Consider the following 16,882-nt stretch of genomic DNA (forward strand, 5'->3'; position numbering starts at 1 on the left):
AGCCCTGCTTGCGACGGCCGGTAGGCGGCAGCCCGTACAAACCCCGCTTGCGGCGAAGCCGCGAGACAGCAACCCGCCCAAGCCCCGCTTCCAGCGAAGCCGGGAGGCGGACCGGCAGGTGCACCCGGCACCCGCGAACAGCCCGCCCAACCCCTCTCCTCGGATCCTCCCCAGAACCCCTCTCCCGGCTGCGGCGAACTACCCGAGCCGGCGGTGGTCCTCGGCGATGCGCTTGAGCAACCCCTGCAACTCCTCCCCTCGCACCGCCAGCCGCTCCAGCCGCCCGAACAACGCGAGGTACTCCCTCACGTCCAACGGGTCGGTGATGGTGGCGTTGCCGGTCAGCACGCTGACCGTCACCACTCGCTCGTCGTAGATGTGGAACCCGTGCAGGGCGACGACGTTCGCGTCGGCCGACCACGGCACCACGCCGAGGCGGACGTTCGGGCGGCGCTGGATCGCGGCCAGGTGTTCCACCTGTTCCGCCATCAGCTCGGCCGAGCCCATCCGCCACCGGAGTGCGGCTTCGGAGAGCACGAACACGAACTGCTTCGCCAGGTCGTCCATCCGGGAACGGCGGGTGCGCAGGGCGGCCACCGCGGCCTCCTGCTCGGAGTGCGGCATCGTCCCCAGCACGGTCCGCAGGTAGGGCTCGGACTGCAACAGCGCGGGCACCAGGTTGACCTGGAAGAACCTCGACGTCGCGGCCCGCGCCTCCACGCGGCTTATCGTCTGCTGGTGGCGGTGCGCTCCTCGGTGCAGCACGACACGACGGGTTTCCGCCTCCGCGTGCAGCGACTTGGCGAGTTCGACCAGTTCGATGCGCGTCTCTCTCGCGGCGGCCAGTTCCGCCACGAGACGCTCCACGTCCGTCACGGACGGGAGCAGCATGCCGTTCTCGATCTTCGACAGCTTTGACTGGCTCATCCCGGTGGCACGGGCGGTGGCCGTGCCGGTCATCTTCGCCTCGGTGCGCAACCGGCGTAGTTCACGCGAAAGCCGCTCTCTCGCTAATCGCGAACGCTCAGGTGCGGTCATGTTCGCACCGTAACCATTCGCACACGGTGAGACGATCGGCCATAGGCGGGGACTTGACTCGCAGTTGACACCTCCAGGTGGGTGATCTCACCTACCTGGAATCGCTTTGTGCTGGTGTTACGTCTCGTTCGACTGGAGAAATGCACCCGAAAGACGTAACCGAAAGCTATTCCTCACGGCGTGGAAACACGCTTGATTGTCCGACTCGGACAACGCGAGTGGTTTTTGTCACTCTTTTGTCCAAGAATTAGTACGGCTTTCAATCATGGGCACGCCGACTAAACGCCCCGTTTAGCGCGCAATACCGCGCGAACACCCAGACCGATGGCACCGAAAATCAGCACGAACGCGATGAGCCCGAGACCGGGAGCGTCGTCGTGCTGGGCGTAGAGGAGTGCGCCGACGCCGAGCGCGGCGAGCAGGACACAACCGATCAAGGGCAGCAACAGTCGAGGCATGGCTGTACTGTCGCCTGTGACCTATCGAAAGTCAACAGATAAGCACCGTTAAACGATCAGCCGACGGCCTTCCAGCCGTCCGCCAGCAGCTGACGGGTCTCCCCCAGCAGCTGCGGCAGCACCTTGGTGTGCCCGATGACCGGCATGAAGTTCGCGTCCCCGCCCCACCGCGGCACCACGTGCTGGTGCAGGTGGGCGGCGATCCCGGCGCCGGCGACGACACCCTGGTTCATGCCGATGTTGAACCCGTGCGGCGACGCCACGTGCCGCGCGACCTTCATGGCCCTCTGCGTGAACGCGGCCAGCTCGGCCACCTCCGGCGCCGTCAGCTCGGTGTAGTCCGCCACGTGCCGGTACGGCAGCACCATCAGGTGGCCGGGGTTGTACGGGTACAGGTTCAGCAGCGCGAAGACCTCCGCCCCGCGCGCGATGATCAGACCGTCCTCGTCGGACAGTTCGACCACGCGGCAGAACGGGCAGCCGGCGGGCTCGTCGCCGTCGGCCTTGCCCGCGCCCTGCACGTACGACAGGCGGTGCGGGGTCCACAGACGCTGCAACGCGTCCGGGACCCCCACACCGTCCTGTGAGGAGTACTCAGGCGTCACGAGAGCAGTTCCGCCGTGGGCGAGGCGTTCTCACGGCGCTGCACCCACTCGACGATCTGCTCGACGGCCCGCTCCACCGGCACGCCGTTGATCTGCGTGCCGTCGCGGAACCGGAACGACACCGCGTTCGCCTCCACGTCCTTGGCGCCGGCCAGGAGCATGAACGGCACCTTCTGCATGGTGTGGTTGCGGATCTTCTTCTGCATGCGGTCGTCCGAGGCGTCGACGTCGACCCGGATGCCCTGCTTCTTGAGGACCTCGCGCACCGCGAACAGGTGGTCGGCGTTCTCCGCCGTCACCGGGATGCCCATGACCTGCACCGGCGCGAGCCACGCCGGGAACGCGCCCGCGTAGTGCTCGGTCAGCACGCCGAAGAAGCGCTCGACCGTGCCGAACAGGGCGCGGTGGATCATGACCGGGCGCTGGCGCGAGCCGTCCGGGCCGGTGTACTCCAGTTCGAACTTCTCCGGCAGCATGAAGTCGAGCTGGATCGTCGACATCTGCCAGGTGCGGCCCAGGGCGTCGCGCGCCTGCACGGAGATCTTCGGGCCGTAGAACGCGGCGCCGCCGGGGTCGGGCACGAGCTCCAGGCCGGACTCCTCGGCCACGGAGGCGAGCGTCGCCGTCGCCTCCTCCCAGATGTCGTCCGGGCCGACGAACTTCTCCGGGTTCTTGGTCGACAGCTCGAGGTAGAAGTCGTCGAGGCCGTAGTCGCGCAGCAGGTCCAGCACGAACGTCAGCAGCGACTTCAGCTCGTCGCGGACCTGGTCGCGCGCGCAGAAGATGTGCGCGTCGTCCTGCGTCATGCCGCGCACGCGGGTCAGGCCGTGCACCACACCGGACTTCTCGTAGCGGTACACCGAGCCGAACTCGAACATGCGCAGCGGCAACTCGCGGTAGGAACGGCCGCGCGACTTGAAGATCAGGTCGTGGAACGGGCAGTTCATCGGCTTCAGGTAGTAGTCCTGGCCGGGCTTGCGAACCGTGCCGTCCTCGTTGAACTCGGCGTCGAGGTGCATCGCCGGGTACATGCCGTCCTTGTACCAGTCCAGGTGACCGGAGACCTCGAACAGCTTGCCCTTGGTGATGTGGGGCGAGTAGACGAACTCGTACCCCGCCTCGGTGTGCCGCTGGCGGGAGTAGTCCTCCATCGCCTTGCGGATGATGCCGCCCTTGGGGTGGAACACCGCGAGGCCGGAACCGATCTCGTCCGGGAACGAGAACAGGTCGAGCTCCACACCGAGCTTGCGGTGGTCGCGGCGCTCGGCCTCGGCCAGGCGCTCCAGGTACGCGTCCTGAGCCTCCTGCGACTCCCACGCGGTGCCGTAGATGCGCTGCAGCTGCGGGTTGTTCTCGTTGCCGCGCCAGTACGCGGCGGCCACGCGGGTCAGCTTGAACGCCGGGATGTGCTTGGTGGTCGGCACGTGCGGGCCGCGGCACAGGTCGCCCCAGACCTGCTCACCCGAACGCGGGTCGACGTTGTCGTAGATCGTCAGCTCGCCGCCGCCGACCTCCATGACCTCACTGGTGTCGACGTCGCTCTTGATGTCGACGAGCTCCAGCTTGAACGGCTCCGACGCGAGCTCGGCCTTCGCGGAGTCGATCGACTCGACGACCCGGCGCGAGAACCGCTGCGAGGACTTGATGATCTGCTTCATGCGCTTCTCGAGCGCCTGCAGGTCCTCGGGCGTGAAGGGCTTCTCGACCTGGAAGTCGTAGTAGAAGCCGTCCTTCACGGGCGGGCCGATGCCGAGCTTGGCGTCGGGGAACTGCTGCTGCACGGCCTGCGCCAGCACGTGCGCGGCGGAGTGGCGGACGACGCTGCGGCCGTCCTCGGTGTCGGCGGCTACGGCCTCGACCTCGACGTCGACCTGCGGGGTCCACGACAGGTCGCGCAGGTGGCCCTCGGCGTCGCGCACGACGACGATCGCGTCGGACCCCTTGCCCGGCAGGCCGGCTTCGCGCACGGCCGTGCCCGCCGTCGTCCCAGCCGGAACCACCACGCGCGGCGGGTTCTGGGCGACTGCTGGGCGCGACTCGGACACGGTGACTCCTAGTTCGATGTATTGGGGTGTTCGGATCAGATGTTATCGGTGCTCAAGATGGACATGACGATCGCGTCGTGGAAGACGCCGTCCCAGAGCAGGGCGTCCCTCAACCGGCCCTCCTCGCGGAAGCCCAGTTTCTCGTACACGTGGATGGCCCGGTCGTTGAAGTCGTACACCTCCAGATCGACCCGGTGGAGGTTCCGCTCGCCGAACGCGTGGTCCAGGACGTGCCGGAGAGCGGCGGTGCCGTATCCCTTGCCGAAGCCGTCCCACATCGCGATCCGGAGGCCCGCCGACCGGTTGTGCGGATTGATGGTGAGAACGACCTCGCCGAGGAACTCGCCGTCCTCGGTTATCGCGCGGGTGTAGCGGTTCGGATCGTTCAGCGTGCGCTCGATGTACGCCTCGTAATCCTCCAGCGTGAACGTCTGGTGGGTACCGGTGAACCGGTCGACCTCGTCGTCGTTCGGCCGGGCCGCGGCCATCGCGGCGGCGAACTCCTTGCGCAGAGGTACGAGTTCCATGCCTCCGATTGAAGCCGGTCCGTGCAAGCGGATTCTCGGCGCGACACCTACGTACACGCTTCTGAGTGTTTTTTCGGATGCGACCAAGGACCCGGGGCGAGCACTCTGTTGTCTCCCGGCCCGCCGAATGGAGCACCGACATGTCCGACCTGGTCGTCGAATGCCCGGTCCGCCTCACCGAGTCCAACCGGGACGAACTGCGCCTGCTCTACGCCGATCTGCGCGACCACTACGCCCGCCGCGATGCCCGCAACGGCACGCGCACGACGCTGCACTTCCTGTGGAGCGGTGTCCTCGACGACGAGCACTTCGGCGCGACCTTCGCCGACCAGCGGCACGTTTTCGCTGGTTCCAGGCCCGTGATGAACTCCCGGCGCGATCCTTCCGGCCTTCAGGAAACGAACAGGTGGCTGTCAGCCCCAGCTCAGTCGAGCGGCGCATCGTTGAGGACATGAGCGAGCAGGGACAGACGCCTCCACCTCGGGAGCCGTCACGCGACGAACCGCAGGCCGCCCAGCCTCCACCAGATCAGCCTGCACCGGACCAGGCGACGACCCCGCTGCCGGCCGAAGCACCGGCCACGCCCGGTCAGCACCCGACCGCCGAACTGCCGGCCCCGGCACCGGCCGAGCCGGCGGCAGCACCGGCGGAACCCGCGGCGCAGGCGTCGGCCACGTCCGCGGAGGCACCAGCGGGACCACCACCACCTCCCGCCGCCGTGCCGGTGACCGCGGTACCGGCGGCCCCTGGCCGCGGCAGGCGTTTCGTGCGCCACCGCGCCACCCAGCTGGTCGCGGTGGGCCTGCTGGGGCTCGTCCTCGGCGGCTGCATCGTGGGAGCCGTGGCGGCCAACCGCTTCGACGACCGCGGCGGCCCTGGCCACGTGCGGATGTACGACCGGGGTGAGCGCGGACCCGACCGCGGGGACCGCGGCAACGACCGCTTCGACCAGCGCGGTCCGTTCGGCGACCGGGGCGACCGGGGCGACCGCTTCGAGCGGTGACCGACCGAGCGCCCGGGCCGTGCCGAACCGAATCCCCGACGATCGGCGCGGGCCGGGCGCTCCCCAAGACCAGGAACGCGCGCCACAGCCTGAATAATCCCCCTCGTTCTGCTGTGGCGTGCGTTCCGCCCTCGTGCCCTAGTGGGGCTGCGGCCCGAGCCGGATCGCCAGCAGCTGACGCCGCAACACCTTCCCGGTCGCGTTGCGCGGCAGCTGCGGCACGACCACGACCTCACGCGGCACCTTGTGCCGCGCCAGCCGGGTGCGCACGAACTCGCGCAGCTCCCGCACGTCGATCCGCGTCCCCGCCACCGGCACCACGAACGCGCGCAACCGTTGCCCGTACTCGGGATCGGGCACGCCGAGCACCGCCGCGTCGCGCACCCGGTAGTGCGTCATGAGCAGGTTCTCGACCTCGACCGGGTACACGTTCTCGCCGCCGGACACGATCATGTCGTCCTCGCGGCCGTCGAAGTACAGCCGGCCGCTGGGATCGAAGTGCCCGAGGTCGCCGGTCGCGACGAGCCCGTCGATGGACTCCTTCTGCGAGCCGTCGGTGTACAGGTCGACGGTCAGCGAGCCGCGCACGTAGATCTTGCCCGTCACGAACGACCGCGTGACCCGGTTGCCCTGCTCGTCGTAGACGCGCACCACGCAGTTGTGCGGCGGCAGTCCGACGCTGGACGGAGCGGCCTCGAGGTCCTCCGGCGTGGCGACGGTGGCGACGGCGACTTCCGTTGAGCCGTAGAGGTTGTAGAGAACCGGGCCCAGGACGGCCTGGGTGCGCTCCACCAGGTCGGGCGAGATCGGCGCGCCGGAGGAGAACACGATGCTCAGGTGCGACAGGTCGAACGAGTCGAGCACGTGCCGGTCGAGTTCCATGATCCGCTGCAGCATCGTCGGCACGAGCACGAGCGTGGTGCAGCGCTGGCCCTGCACCGACCACAGCGTCTTGCGCGGGTCGAACCGGCGGTGCAGCACCGCACGCGACCCGAGCGACATCGCGAGCGTCAGGTGCGAGTAGCCGACGGAGTGGAAGATCGGCGCGGCGATGAACGTCGACTCGCCCGAGCGCATCGGGATGCGGTCGAGGAAGTCCGACGCGGTGAGCACCGACTTGATCTCGCGGGCCGTGCCCTTGGGCGTGCCGGTCGTGCCGGACGTCAGCTGGATCACGACACCCGGTTCGCGCGGCGGTTCCAGTTCGCCGCGCGGCGCCTTGGCGACCAGTTGGTCGAGTGTCGGCGTGCGACGGTCCAGTCCGTCGCGCGACCACGAGAGCCAGCGCGGGATCGACGGCGGCAGTTGGTGGAACAGCGGCGTGAACTCCTCGTCGTGAATGACGAGGGACGCGCGTTCACGTTGCAGGAGGTCCATGACGACCGGCGCGCCGAAGCCGGTGTTCACCAGCAGCACGCGCACGCCGAGCTTCGCGCACGCCAGCAGGGACTCGACCATGCCGCGGTGGTTGCGGCACATCAGCGCGACGACGTGCATGTGCTGCACACCGAGCGAGCGCAGGCCCTGGGCGATCGCGTTGGAACGACGGTCGAGTTGCCGGTACGTCACCGAGCCGCGGTCGTCGACGATCGCGACGCCGTCGGGATTCAGCCGGACGGAACGGCGCAGCGCCGTGACGTTCGGCCCCCAGACCTTGACCTCTCTCAGCGCCTCCACGGACATCTTGAAGTTCGTGAGACTCACCATGCCCGCGGCGGACAGAACACGGAGTGAGTGCACCCGGCCCATGGCGTCGCGAAACACCTTGCGCAACCCTGGCATCAACAGCTCCTCGCGCTGCAAGTCCCCGAGGTATTCGGACGGTAACTGTCCGCAAGGCTCAGGCCAAGCCTTGTGTCATGCGGAATTCGCATGACAACGGGACATTTGAACCTGTAAACGTTTTCACATCGCCCGCACTGTTTCTGGTAGCGCTCCCACTGCTGCAACCGCAGGAGTCTGACCGGTCAGACCAAGAAACCCCGCAACAACGACGCGGTGCCGTCGAGGTGTTCGGCCATCGCCCGGCGCGCCGCGGCCGGGTCTCCGTCCAAAATGGAGGCGATGACGCGCTCGTGCTGGGCGTTGGAGTGCGCGAGGTTCGGTTCGAGCAGCGGGATGTGGTCCAGCAGCTCGTTGGCGCGCATCCGCGATTCGGCGACGGCGGCGGTCAGCGCCGCGGACCCGGTGGCCTCGGCGATCGCGAGGTGCAGCCGTGAGTCCTTGCGCCGGTATTCCGCGAGTGTTGAAGTGGACGCTTCCTCCAGGCGAGCGCGCAGCCCACGCCGTTCGGCGGGCCCCAGCGACCGTCCCGCCGCCGTCTCCGCCGCACCGGTCTCGAGCACCCTGCGCAGCGTGAGCACGTCGTGGAGGTCGCCGAACTCCTTGGCGGGCGCGGACTTCGGCAGCACCTCGTTGACGAACGTGCCGCCGTACCGTCCCCTTCGGGACTCCACGAAATGGTTCTCCTGCAACGACCTGATGGCCTCGCGCACGGTCACCCGGCTCACGCCGAGCCGGGTGGCCAGTTCCCGTTCGGACGGCAGCCGCTCACCCGGCGCGACGACGCCGAGCCGGATGGACTGCATGAGCCGTTCGACGGTCTCCTCGAACGCGTTGCCCGCCCGCACCGGGCGGAACAACGCGTCCTGCGCGTGCTCCGTCACGACTAGAGCGGTGTCACGTACGCGCCGGCGATGCCGCCGTCCACGAGGAAGTTCGACGCGGTCATGAACGACGAGTCGTCGGACGCCAGGAACGCGACCGCCGCGGCGATTTCCTCAGGTTCGGCGAACCGACCGAGCGGTACGTGGACGAGACGCCGTGCGGCCCGCTCCGGGTCCTTCGCGAACAGCTCCTGCAACAGCGGCGTGTTGACCGGGCCGGGAGACAGGGCGTTGACGCGGATGCCCTCACGCGCGAACTGCACGCCGAGCTCACGCGACATCGCGAGCACGCCACCCTTCGACGCCGTGTAGGAGATCTGCGACGTCGCCGCGCCCATGGTCGCCACGAACGACGCCGTGTTGATGATGGAACCCTTGCCGTTCGCCTGCATGTGCGGAATGGCGTACTTGCAACACAAATAAACCGACGTGAGGTTCACCTTCTGCACGCGTTCCCACGCCTCGAGGCCCGTGGTGAGGATCGAGTCGTCGTCGGGCGGCGAGATACCGGCGTTGTTGAACGCGATGTCCAGCTTGCCGTAAGTGTCCACAGTGGTCTGGAAGAGGGCTTTGACCTGTTCCTCGTCGGTCACGTCGACCTGGACGAACAGCCCGCCGACCTCGTCCGCGGCGGCCTTGCCCGACGCCGGGTCGAGATCGGCGATGACGACCTTCGCGCCCTCGTCGGCGAACCTGCGCGCGGTCGCGAGTCCGATCCCGCTGCCGCCACCCGTCACGACGGCCACCCGGCCCTCGAGTCGCTGCACCATCTCTTGTTCTCCTCGTTGCTCAGGTCTGTCCGGAATCAGGTGGCGATGAAGACGTTCTTGACCTCGGTGAACGAGTCGAGCGCGTCCGGGCCGAGTTCCCGGCCGAGTCCGGACTGCTTCACGCCACCGAACGGCGTCGAGTAGCGGACGGACGAGTGCGAGTTCACCGAGAGGTTGCCGGCCTCGACGGCCCGCGACACCCGGATCGCGCGGCCGACGTCGTTCGTCCAGATCGAACCGGACAGGCCGTACTCGGAGTCGTTGGCGATCCGGATCGCGTCGGCCTCGTCGGTGAACGGCAGCACGACGACGACCGGGCCGAAGATCTCCTCGGTGACCGCCGGGTGGTCGTAGGCGGGCGTGAGGACCGTCGGCGGGAACCAGAACCCGGGGCCGTCCGGCGCGGTGCCCTGGAACGCGATCGGGGCATCGTCTGGGACGTAAGACGCGACCTTGCGCAGGTGCGCCGCGCTGATGAGCGGCCCCATCTCGGTCGCCTCGTCGCCGGGCTCGCCGACCTTCACGCCCTTGACCGCGGGCTCCAGCAGCTCCATGAACCGGTCGTAGACGCTCGCCTGCACGAGGATCCGCGAGCGCGCGCAGCAGTCCTGCCCGGCGTTGTCGAACACCCCGTACGGCGCGGTGGCGGCGGCCTTCTCCAGGTCGGAGTCCGCGAAGACGATGTTCGCCGACTTGCCGCCCAGCTCCAGCGTCACCCGCTTCACCTGGTTCGCGCAGCCGGCCATGATCTGCTTGCCGACCTCGGTGGAGCCGGTGAAGACGACCTTGCGCACCAACGGGTGCGTGACGAACCGGTTGCCGACGACGCTGCCCTTGCCCGGCAGCACCTGGAGGACGCCCTCCGGGAGGCCCGCTTCCAGCGCGAGCTCACCGAGCCGGATCGCGGTCAGCGGCGTGATCTCCGCGGGCTTGAGCACGACCGTGTTGCCGGCCGCGAGCGCGGGCGCGAACCCCCAGCCCGCGATGGGCATCGGGAAGTTCCACGGCACGATCACGCCGACGACGCCGAGCGGTTCGTGGAACGTGACGTCGAGCCCGCCCGCGACCGGGATCTGCTTGCCGAACAGGCGTTCCGGTGCGGCCGAGTAGTACTGCAGCACGTCGCGGACGTTGCCCGCCTCCCACCGCGCGTTGCCGATGGTGTGGCCGGAGTTCTCGACCTCCAGCAGCGCGAGCTCCTCGACGTGGGAGTCGACGATCTCCGCGAACCGGCGCAGCAGCCGGGCGCGGTCGCCGGGCGCGACGTCCCGCCAGCTCTCGAACGCCTTCTGCGCCCGGCCGATCGCCGCGTCCGTGTCGCCGAGGGTGGTGTGCGCAACGGTCCGCACGACCTTCTCGGTGGCCGGGTTGATGACGTCGAAGGTCACGCTTCGCTCCTTGAAACGTCGACGAGTGCCTCGAACAGCCTGAGGTCCTCGATGTCCTGCTCGGGGTGCGACTGCACGCCGACGACGAACCGCGCGCCCTCCAGTTCGACGGCCTCGACCGTGCCGTCGGGCGCCTGCGCCGTGACCCTGAGCCCGTCGGCGATCCGGTCCAGCGACTGGTGGTGATGACATTGAACGGTCGTTCGACCGCCGAGGATCCGGTGCAGCGCGGTGTCCTGCGCGACGGTGATCTCGGTGTGCTCGAACACCGCGGGCGCCGGGTTGTGGCCCTCGACGTGCTGGTGCAGCGTGCCGCCCAGTGCCACGTTGAGGACCTGCATGCCCCGGCACACGCCGAGCACCGGCAGGTCGAGCTTCAGCGCGGCCACGACGAGTGCGAACTCCGCCTCGTCGCGGTCACGGCGTGGCTCGCCGGTCTTCTCGTGCCTGTCGGCGCCGTAGGTCGAGGGGTCGATGTCCGCGCCTCCGGCGATCACCAGGCCGTCCAGGAACGCGATGGTCTCGGCGTTCCAGATGCCGACCGGCGGCAGCATGACGGGGTTGCCGCCCGCCTGGACCACGCAGTCGAGGTAGCCGCGGTAGAGCACCGCGGCCTCCACGTCCCAATGCCCGAAGCGCGTGCGCTCCAGGTAGGTGCTGATGCCGATGAGTGGCCTAGAGGCGCTCAAAACCACGTACCTTCTCCCAGTCCGTGACCGCCGCCTCGAACGCGGCGAGCTCGACCCTGGCCGCGTTCAGGTAGTGGTCGACGACGTCCTTGCCGAACGCCGACCGCGCGATCTCGCTGGCCGCGAACAGGTCCGCGGCCTCGCGCAGCGTCGTCGGCACCGTCGGACGGTCCGAGGCGTAGGCGTTGCCGACGAACTCGTCCTCCAGTTCCAGCTCCTGCTCGACGCCGTGCAGACCGGCCGCGATCAGCGCCGCCACCGCGAGGTACGGGTTGACGTCCCCGCCGGGTACCCGGTTCTCGAACCTCAGGGAGTGCCCGTGGCCGACGACGCGCAGCGCGCACGTGCGGTTGTCCCGGCCCCACGCGACGGCGGTCGGCGCGAACGAGCCCTGCACGAAGCGCTTGTAGGAGTTGATGTTCGGGGCGAGGAAGTAGGTGAACTCCCGCAGCGCGGCCAGCTGGCCCGCGAGGAAGTGCTTCATCAGCTTCGACATGCCGTGGCCCTCGGCGAAAACCGGCTCACCGTCCTTGGCGCGCAAGGAGAGGTGGATGTGGCAGGAGTTGCCCTCGCGTTCGTTGTACTTCGCCATGAACGTGAGCGCCTTGCCCTGCTGTGACGCGATCTCCTTGGAACCGTTCTTGTAGATCGCGTGCTGGTCGCACGTGCGCAACGCCGTCGTGTACTTGAACGCGATCTCGTGCTGGCCGGGGTTGCACTCGCCCTTGGCCGACTCCACGGTCAGGCCGGCACCCGTCATGCCGTTGCGAATGGCGCGCAGCAACGGTTCCACGCGCGCGGTACCGAGCAACGAGTAGTCGACGTTGTACTGGTTGGACGGCGTGAGGTTGCGGTAGCCGGCGTTCCACGCCTGCTCGTAGCTGTCGTCGAAGAGGATGAACTCCAGCTCGGTGCCGACGTAGCAGTCCAGTCCGAGCGCGGCGAGCCGGTCGAGCTGCTTGCGCAGGACCTGGCGCGGCGAGGCGACGACCGGGTCGCCGTTCTCCCAGACGACGTCGCACATGACGAGCGCGGTGCCCTCCTGCCACGGCACGCGACGCAGCGTCTCCATGTCCGGCTTCATCACGAAGTCGCCGTACCCGCGGTCCCAGCTCGACATCTCGAAGCCGCTGACCGGGTTCATCTCGACGTCGACGGCGAGCAGGTAGTTGCAGCCCTCCGCGGAGTGCCCGAGAACGTCGTCGAGGAAGTACTGCGCAGCGCACCGCTTGCCCTGCAGGCGGCCCTGCATGTCCACGATCGCGACCAGGACGGTGTCGATCTCACCGGCGTCCACGGCCTCGCGCAACTCCTCGACGGTCAGCATCTCCGCGTTCCTCCAAAGGTATGTCAGCGAGCCATTGGCCGCACCATCTTGACACCGCCTGGTGCCGAGCGCCACCCTCAACCACTGCTTAAAGGACTATTAGGAGTCCATATGGCCAAGCACGTCGAGTACGAGAAGGTGAGCAGCGACTACCTGGAGCACCGACAGCTCAAACGTGGCGCGGCGGGGTGGGTCCTGCTGGCCGGGCTGGGAGTCTCGTACGTGATCTCCGGCGACTTCGCCGGGTGGAACTTCGGCCTCGCCCAGGGCGGCTGGGGCGGGATGCTGGTCGCCACGATCCTGATGGCGACGATGTACACGTGCATGGTGTTCGGTCTCGCCGAACTGGCCTCAGCACTGCCCGTCGCGGGTGCTGGCTACGGTTTCGCGAGGCGCGCGCTCGGCCCGTTGGGCGGGTACGCGACAGGTATCGCCATCTTGATCGAGTACGCCATCGCTCCCGCGGCGATCTCGGTGTTCATCGGCGACTACGTCAAGGCTCTCGGTCTGCTGGACGCCACTTGGCCGGTGTACCTCGCTTGTTACATCGTGTTCGTCGGCATCCACCTCTACGGCGTCGGCGAGGCGCTGCGGGTGATGTTCGTGATCACCGGTGTCGCGGTCGTCGCGCTGGTCGCGTTCGTGGCGGGCATGATCCCGAAGTTCGACTCCGCCAAGCTGTTCGACATCGGCGACGGCTCGTTCCTGCCGATGGGTGTGACCGGGGCGTGGGGCGCGATCGTGTTCGCGATCTGGTTCTTCCTCGCGGTGGAGGGCGTGCCGCTGGCCGCCGAGGAAGCGCGGGACCCCAAGCGGGACATGCCTCGCGGCATCATCGGCGCGATGGTGGTGCTGCTGGTGTTCGCCGCGGCGATCCTGCTCGTGGCGCCCGGCGGTGCGGGCTCGAAGGTGCTGGAGGCGTCCGGAAACCCGTTGCCCGAGGCGGTTCGCGCGGCCTACGGCGGCGACACGTTCCTGGCGCAGCTCGTGAACTACGTCGGTCTCGCGGGTCTGGTGGCGTCGTTCTTCTCGATCATCTACGCGTACTCGCGGCAGCTGTTCGCGTTGTCTCGCGCGGGATACCTGCCGCGCTGGCTGTCGAAGACCGGCAAGCGCAAGACGCCGTACCTGGCGTTGATCGTGCCCGGCACGATCGGGTTCGTCCTCGCGACGACGATGAAGACGATCGACCCGGTGACCGGTGGCGCCCGGCTCATCAACATCGCCGTGTTCGGCGCCGCCCTGTCCTACGTGCTGATGATGGTGTCGCACATCGTGTTGCGCAAAACCGCGCCGGACCTGCCGCGGCCGTACCGGACTCCGGGCGGTGTGGTGACCACGAGCGTGGCTCTCGTTCTCGCCGTCGCGGCCGTGATCGCGACGTTCTTCGTGGACGAGGTCGCCGCTGCCGTGACAGCGGGCATCGTGCTCGTCGCGGTGGCGTACTACTGGTTCTACAGTCGGCACCACCTGGTCGCGAACGCTCCGGAGGAGGAGTTCGCGGCGATCGCGAAGGCGGAGGCCGAGCTCGACTGAGCGGACTCGGAACGGCGGCACGGGCCTCGTCGGCCGTGCCGCCGTTCTGTGCCTGCGGGGTTCCCCTAACGAGTGACCCCTCCCCCTAACGGGTGACCTTCGGCCCCTAAGGACCTCGGCCGCCCGAAGTCTAGGGATCGCACCCGATGCCGGGGGATGTTGATCTCAATACCGTTCCGGGAGACATCCCCCGACCCGCCGTAGGAGCTTCACTCCCATGATCCAGCAGGCCACCCCGCAGCAGCCCGTTCAGCCCGCCGCGCCCGTCACGCCCGAGGTCACCGCCCCGGTCACCCCGGCCGCCGTGCCGCTGGAGGCCCAGCCGGCCACGCTGCAGGAGTTCGCCCTGAACCTCCTGAACGACCCGGCGGCCCTCTCCGCGTTCGACCTCGACCCCGAGGGCGTCCTGGGCTCCTGCGGCCTGAGCGACATCACTCCCGGTGACGTCCAGGAGATCCTGCCGCTGGTGCTCGACGCCGTCTCGGTCGCGGACGTCAACGGTCTCTCCTCCTACAGCGCCCTCACCGGCCTGGCGAACCTCGGCGCCGTCAACGGCCTCGTCGGCGACCTGTCCGGCCACGGCGACGTGTCGGGCACCCTCGACGGCATCACCGGCCTCGTCCCCGGCCTCGGCGACCTGGGTGGCGTCACCGACCTCGGCAACGTCACCGACCTGGGCGGCGTCACGGGCCTCGCCGGCACCGGCGACGTGCTCGGCACCGCGACCGGCCTGGCGGACGTCGACGGCGTCCTCGGCACCGTCACCGGCGTGACCGACGTCGTCTCTGTCGACGGCGTGCCCGGCGTGCTCGGCGCCGTCACCACCGACGTCACGACCGTCACCGACGTCGTCCACGAGGTCGTCCCGGACGTCGCGCCGATCAGCGGCGTGCACGACACCGTCCACGGCGTCGTCGACGGCACCGTCGGCAACGTGCTCGGCGGCGACGTTCTGGGTGGCAACGTTCTGGGTGGCAACGTTCTGGGCAACGTCACCGACCTCGACGTGCTCGACGGCGTCGGCGGCCTGACCGAAGGCCTCGGCCTCGGTCTCTGATCTGATGGTCGGATGACCAGACGAGCGTTGATCCTCGGCGGCACGGGCCTCATCGGCCGTGCCGCCGCTCGGCGTCTGAGGCAGGCGGGCTGGACCGTGGACGCCCCCGGCCGTGAGGTCGACCGCGGCGATCCCGAGGCCCTGGCCGCCGCGATGGGCGACGGCGCGGACCTCCTCGTCGACACCCTCTGCTACTCGGCCGCCGACGCGCGCACACTGATTCCGTTGGCGCGCAAGGCCGTCTCGACCGTGATGATCTCCGCCAAGGCCGTGTACGCGGATTCTCACGGCCGCCACGCGAACTCCTCCGAGCCGCCGCGCTTCGACGGCCCGGTCACCGAGGACCAGCCGACGCTCGCGCCCCTCGACTCGGACCCGTTCACCCGCGAGGGATACGGGCCGAACAAGGTCGCGGCGGAACGGACGCTGCTCGACAGCGGCCTGCCGGTCACCGTGCTGCGACCGTCCAAAGTGCACGGTCCGGGCAACAAACGCCCGCTGGAGCGGTACTTCGTGGAACGGATCCTCGCCGGGAACCGCGTCGTCGTGCTGGCGTCGCGCGGCGAGGGCGTCGACCACCCGACCGCCACCGCGAACCTGGCCGCGTTGATCGAGACGGCTGCGTCGAACCCCGGCGCACGGGTGCTGAACGCCGCCGACCCGGACGCCCCGAACGGCCTGGAGATCTCGCGGATCATCGCGCGCTCGCTCGGGTGGACGTGGCACGAGATCCTGCTGGACCACGCCGAAGCGGGCCTCCACCCGTGGCACCGCGGCTTCGTCCTGGACACGTCCGCCGCCGTGCGTCTCGGCTACCGGCCGGTCGGTGACTACGCGTTCACCGTGCAGGAGACGCTCCGCGACCTCGTTTCGAGCCACTCGTGGCAGGATCGGTCGAGTGAGTGACATTCAACGTGTGGGAGTCGTCGGTTCCGGCCTCATGGGCTCCGGAATCGCCGAAGTGAGCGCACGCGCCGGCCTCGACGTCATCGTCGTCGAGGTCAACGCGGGCGCGGCCGAGGCAGCGCAGGGGCGGATCGCCACCTCGCTCGCCAGGGGCGTCAAGTCCGGCAAGCTCAGCGAGGAGGACCGCGACGGCGCGCTGAAGCGCATCCGGTTCACCACCGACATGGGCGAGTTCGCCGACCGGCAGTTCGTGGTCGAGGCGGTCGCCGAGAACGAACAGGTCAAGACCGACGTCTTCACCACGCTCGACAAGGTCGTGAAGGACGAGGACGCCATCTTCGCGTCCAACACGTCGTCCATCCCGATCATGAAGCTCGGCATGGCCACGAACCGGCCAGAGCAGGTCATCGGCGTGCACTTCTTCAACCCGGTGCCCGTCCTCAAGCTCGTGGAGATCGTGCCGTCCCTGCTGACCGGCGCCACCACGCAGGACCGCGCCGAGGCGTTCGTGACCCAGACCCTGCACAAGGAGGTCATCCGCTCGCAGGACCGCGCCGGCTTCGTGGTCAACGCGCTGCTGATCCCCTACCTGCTCTCCTCGATCCGCATGCTCGAGTCCGGCTTCGCCTCGGCCGACGACATCGACAACGGCATGGTGCTCGGCTGCGCGCACCCGATGGGCCCGCTGCGCCTCACCGACCTGATCGGCCTCGACACCACGAAGGCCATCGCCGAGTCGATGTACGACGAGTTCAAGGAGCCGCTCTTCTCGCCGCCGCCGTTGCTGCTGCGCATGGTGGACGCGGGCCTGCTGGGCAAGAAGTCCGGGCGCGGGTTCCACAACTACGCGAAGTAGTACGACAACAA

The 16,882-nt window shown here is 68.7% G+C and carries 17 protein-coding genes; 6 read left to right on the forward strand and 11 right to left on the reverse strand.

Annotated elements, in window-relative coordinates; genetic code table 11:
- Window positions 1-198: 198 nt before the first annotated feature.
- From PV646_RS40390 to PV646_RS40410, 5 genes are all read right to left on the reverse strand, one after another.
- Window positions 199-1,038, reverse strand: coding sequence for a helix-turn-helix domain-containing protein (locus PV646_RS40390; protein ID WP_500347953.1), 840 nt, complete (start codon window positions 1,036-1,038; stop codon window positions 199-201).
- Window positions 1,039-1,316: 278 nt separating this feature from the next.
- Complete coding sequence (locus PV646_RS40395; RefSeq protein ID WP_500347955.1) at window positions 1,317-1,496, reverse strand: hypothetical protein; 180 nt, start codon at window positions 1,494-1,496, stop codon at window positions 1,317-1,319.
- Window positions 1,497-1,552: 56 nt separating this feature from the next.
- A complete protein-coding gene (locus PV646_RS40400) occupies window positions 1,553-2,101 on the reverse strand; it encodes an HIT family protein (protein WP_500347957.1) in 549 nt (182 codons plus the stop codon).
- Complete coding sequence (gene thrS / locus PV646_RS40405; protein WP_500347959.1) at window positions 2,098-4,146, reverse strand: threonine--tRNA ligase; 2,049 nt, start codon at window positions 4,144-4,146, stop codon at window positions 2,098-2,100. Before thrS ends, PV646_RS40400 begins: the two co-directional genes overlap by 4 nt.
- Before the next feature lie 35 nt (window positions 4,147-4,181).
- Complete coding sequence (locus PV646_RS40410) at window positions 4,182-4,673, reverse strand: GNAT family N-acetyltransferase (protein WP_500347961.1); 492 nt, start codon at window positions 4,671-4,673, stop codon at window positions 4,182-4,184.
- 140 nt (window positions 4,674-4,813) lie between these two features.
- Between PV646_RS40410 and PV646_RS40415 the strand changes: the two genes are divergently transcribed.
- Both PV646_RS40415 and PV646_RS40420 read left to right on the forward strand, forming a co-directional pair.
- Window positions 4,814-5,128 carry a hypothetical protein gene (locus tag PV646_RS40415; protein WP_500347962.1) on the forward strand — a complete coding sequence of 105 codons (315 nt, stop codon included), beginning with the start codon at window positions 4,814-4,816 and terminating at the stop codon, window positions 5,126-5,128.
- Entirely contained in the window at window positions 5,125-5,676 is a 552-nt protein-coding gene (locus PV646_RS40420; protein WP_500347964.1) for a hypothetical protein, read from the forward strand. Before PV646_RS40415 ends, PV646_RS40420 begins: the two co-directional genes overlap by 4 nt.
- A gap of 138 nt (window positions 5,677-5,814) precedes the next feature.
- Here the strand turns inward: PV646_RS40420 and PV646_RS40425 are convergent, their stop codons facing one another.
- From PV646_RS40425 to PV646_RS40450, 6 genes are all read right to left on the reverse strand, one after another.
- Complete coding sequence (locus tag PV646_RS40425) at window positions 5,815-7,458, reverse strand: AMP-binding protein (protein WP_500347966.1); 1,644 nt, start codon at window positions 7,456-7,458, stop codon at window positions 5,815-5,817.
- Between the two features lie 185 nt (window positions 7,459-7,643).
- Window positions 7,644-8,342 carry a FadR/GntR family transcriptional regulator gene (locus PV646_RS40430; protein ID WP_500347967.1) on the reverse strand — a complete coding sequence of 233 codons (699 nt, stop codon included), beginning with the start codon at window positions 8,340-8,342 and terminating at the stop codon, window positions 7,644-7,646.
- A gap of 2 nt (window positions 8,343-8,344) precedes the next feature.
- Complete coding sequence (locus tag PV646_RS40435) at window positions 8,345-9,112, reverse strand: 3-oxoacyl-ACP reductase (RefSeq protein ID WP_500347968.1); 768 nt, start codon at window positions 9,110-9,112, stop codon at window positions 8,345-8,347.
- Between the two features lie 35 nt (window positions 9,113-9,147).
- Complete coding sequence (locus tag PV646_RS40440) at window positions 9,148-10,500, reverse strand: aldehyde dehydrogenase family protein (protein ID WP_500347970.1); 1,353 nt, start codon at window positions 10,498-10,500, stop codon at window positions 9,148-9,150.
- Window positions 10,497-11,189: a gamma-glutamyl-gamma-aminobutyrate hydrolase family protein gene (locus tag PV646_RS40445; RefSeq protein ID WP_500347971.1), complete on the reverse strand. Its 693-nt coding sequence runs from the start codon at window positions 11,187-11,189 to the stop codon at window positions 10,497-10,499. The genes PV646_RS40440 and PV646_RS40445 overlap by 4 nt, the downstream gene beginning before the upstream one ends.
- The gene (locus PV646_RS40450) at window positions 11,176-12,516 is read right to left on the reverse strand and encodes a glutamine synthetase family protein (protein WP_500347973.1); all 1,341 of its coding nucleotides are present in this window, start codon (window positions 12,514-12,516) and stop codon (window positions 11,176-11,178) included. Before PV646_RS40450 ends, PV646_RS40445 begins: the two co-directional genes overlap by 14 nt.
- Before the next feature lie 111 nt (window positions 12,517-12,627).
- Between PV646_RS40450 and eat the strand changes: the two genes are divergently transcribed.
- The 4 genes from eat (at window position 12,628) to PV646_RS40470 (ending at window position 16,871) form a co-directional block, all read left to right on the forward strand.
- On the forward strand, window positions 12,628-14,052 hold the full coding sequence (eat, locus tag PV646_RS40455) for an ethanolamine permease (protein ID WP_500347974.1): 1,425 nt from the start codon (window positions 12,628-12,630) through the stop codon (window positions 14,050-14,052).
- Between the two features lie 217 nt (window positions 14,053-14,269).
- Window positions 14,270-15,109 carry an IniB N-terminal domain-containing protein gene (locus PV646_RS40460; protein WP_500347976.1) on the forward strand — a complete coding sequence of 280 codons (840 nt, stop codon included), beginning with the start codon at window positions 14,270-14,272 and terminating at the stop codon, window positions 15,107-15,109.
- A gap of 12 nt (window positions 15,110-15,121) precedes the next feature.
- Window positions 15,122-16,015, forward strand: coding sequence for an NAD-dependent epimerase/dehydratase family protein (locus PV646_RS40465; RefSeq protein WP_500347978.1), 894 nt, complete (start codon window positions 15,122-15,124; stop codon window positions 16,013-16,015).
- Complete coding sequence (locus PV646_RS40470) at window positions 16,008-16,871, forward strand: 3-hydroxybutyryl-CoA dehydrogenase (RefSeq protein ID WP_500347979.1); 864 nt, start codon at window positions 16,008-16,010, stop codon at window positions 16,869-16,871. Before PV646_RS40465 ends, PV646_RS40470 begins: the two co-directional genes overlap by 8 nt.
- The last annotated feature ends 11 nt before the right edge of the window (window positions 16,872-16,882 follow it).

The sequence above is a fragment of the Streptomyces sp. ID05-26A genome (genome assembly GCF_033794685.1).
Lineage (GTDB): Bacteria > Actinomycetota > Actinomycetes > Mycobacteriales > Pseudonocardiaceae > Lentzea.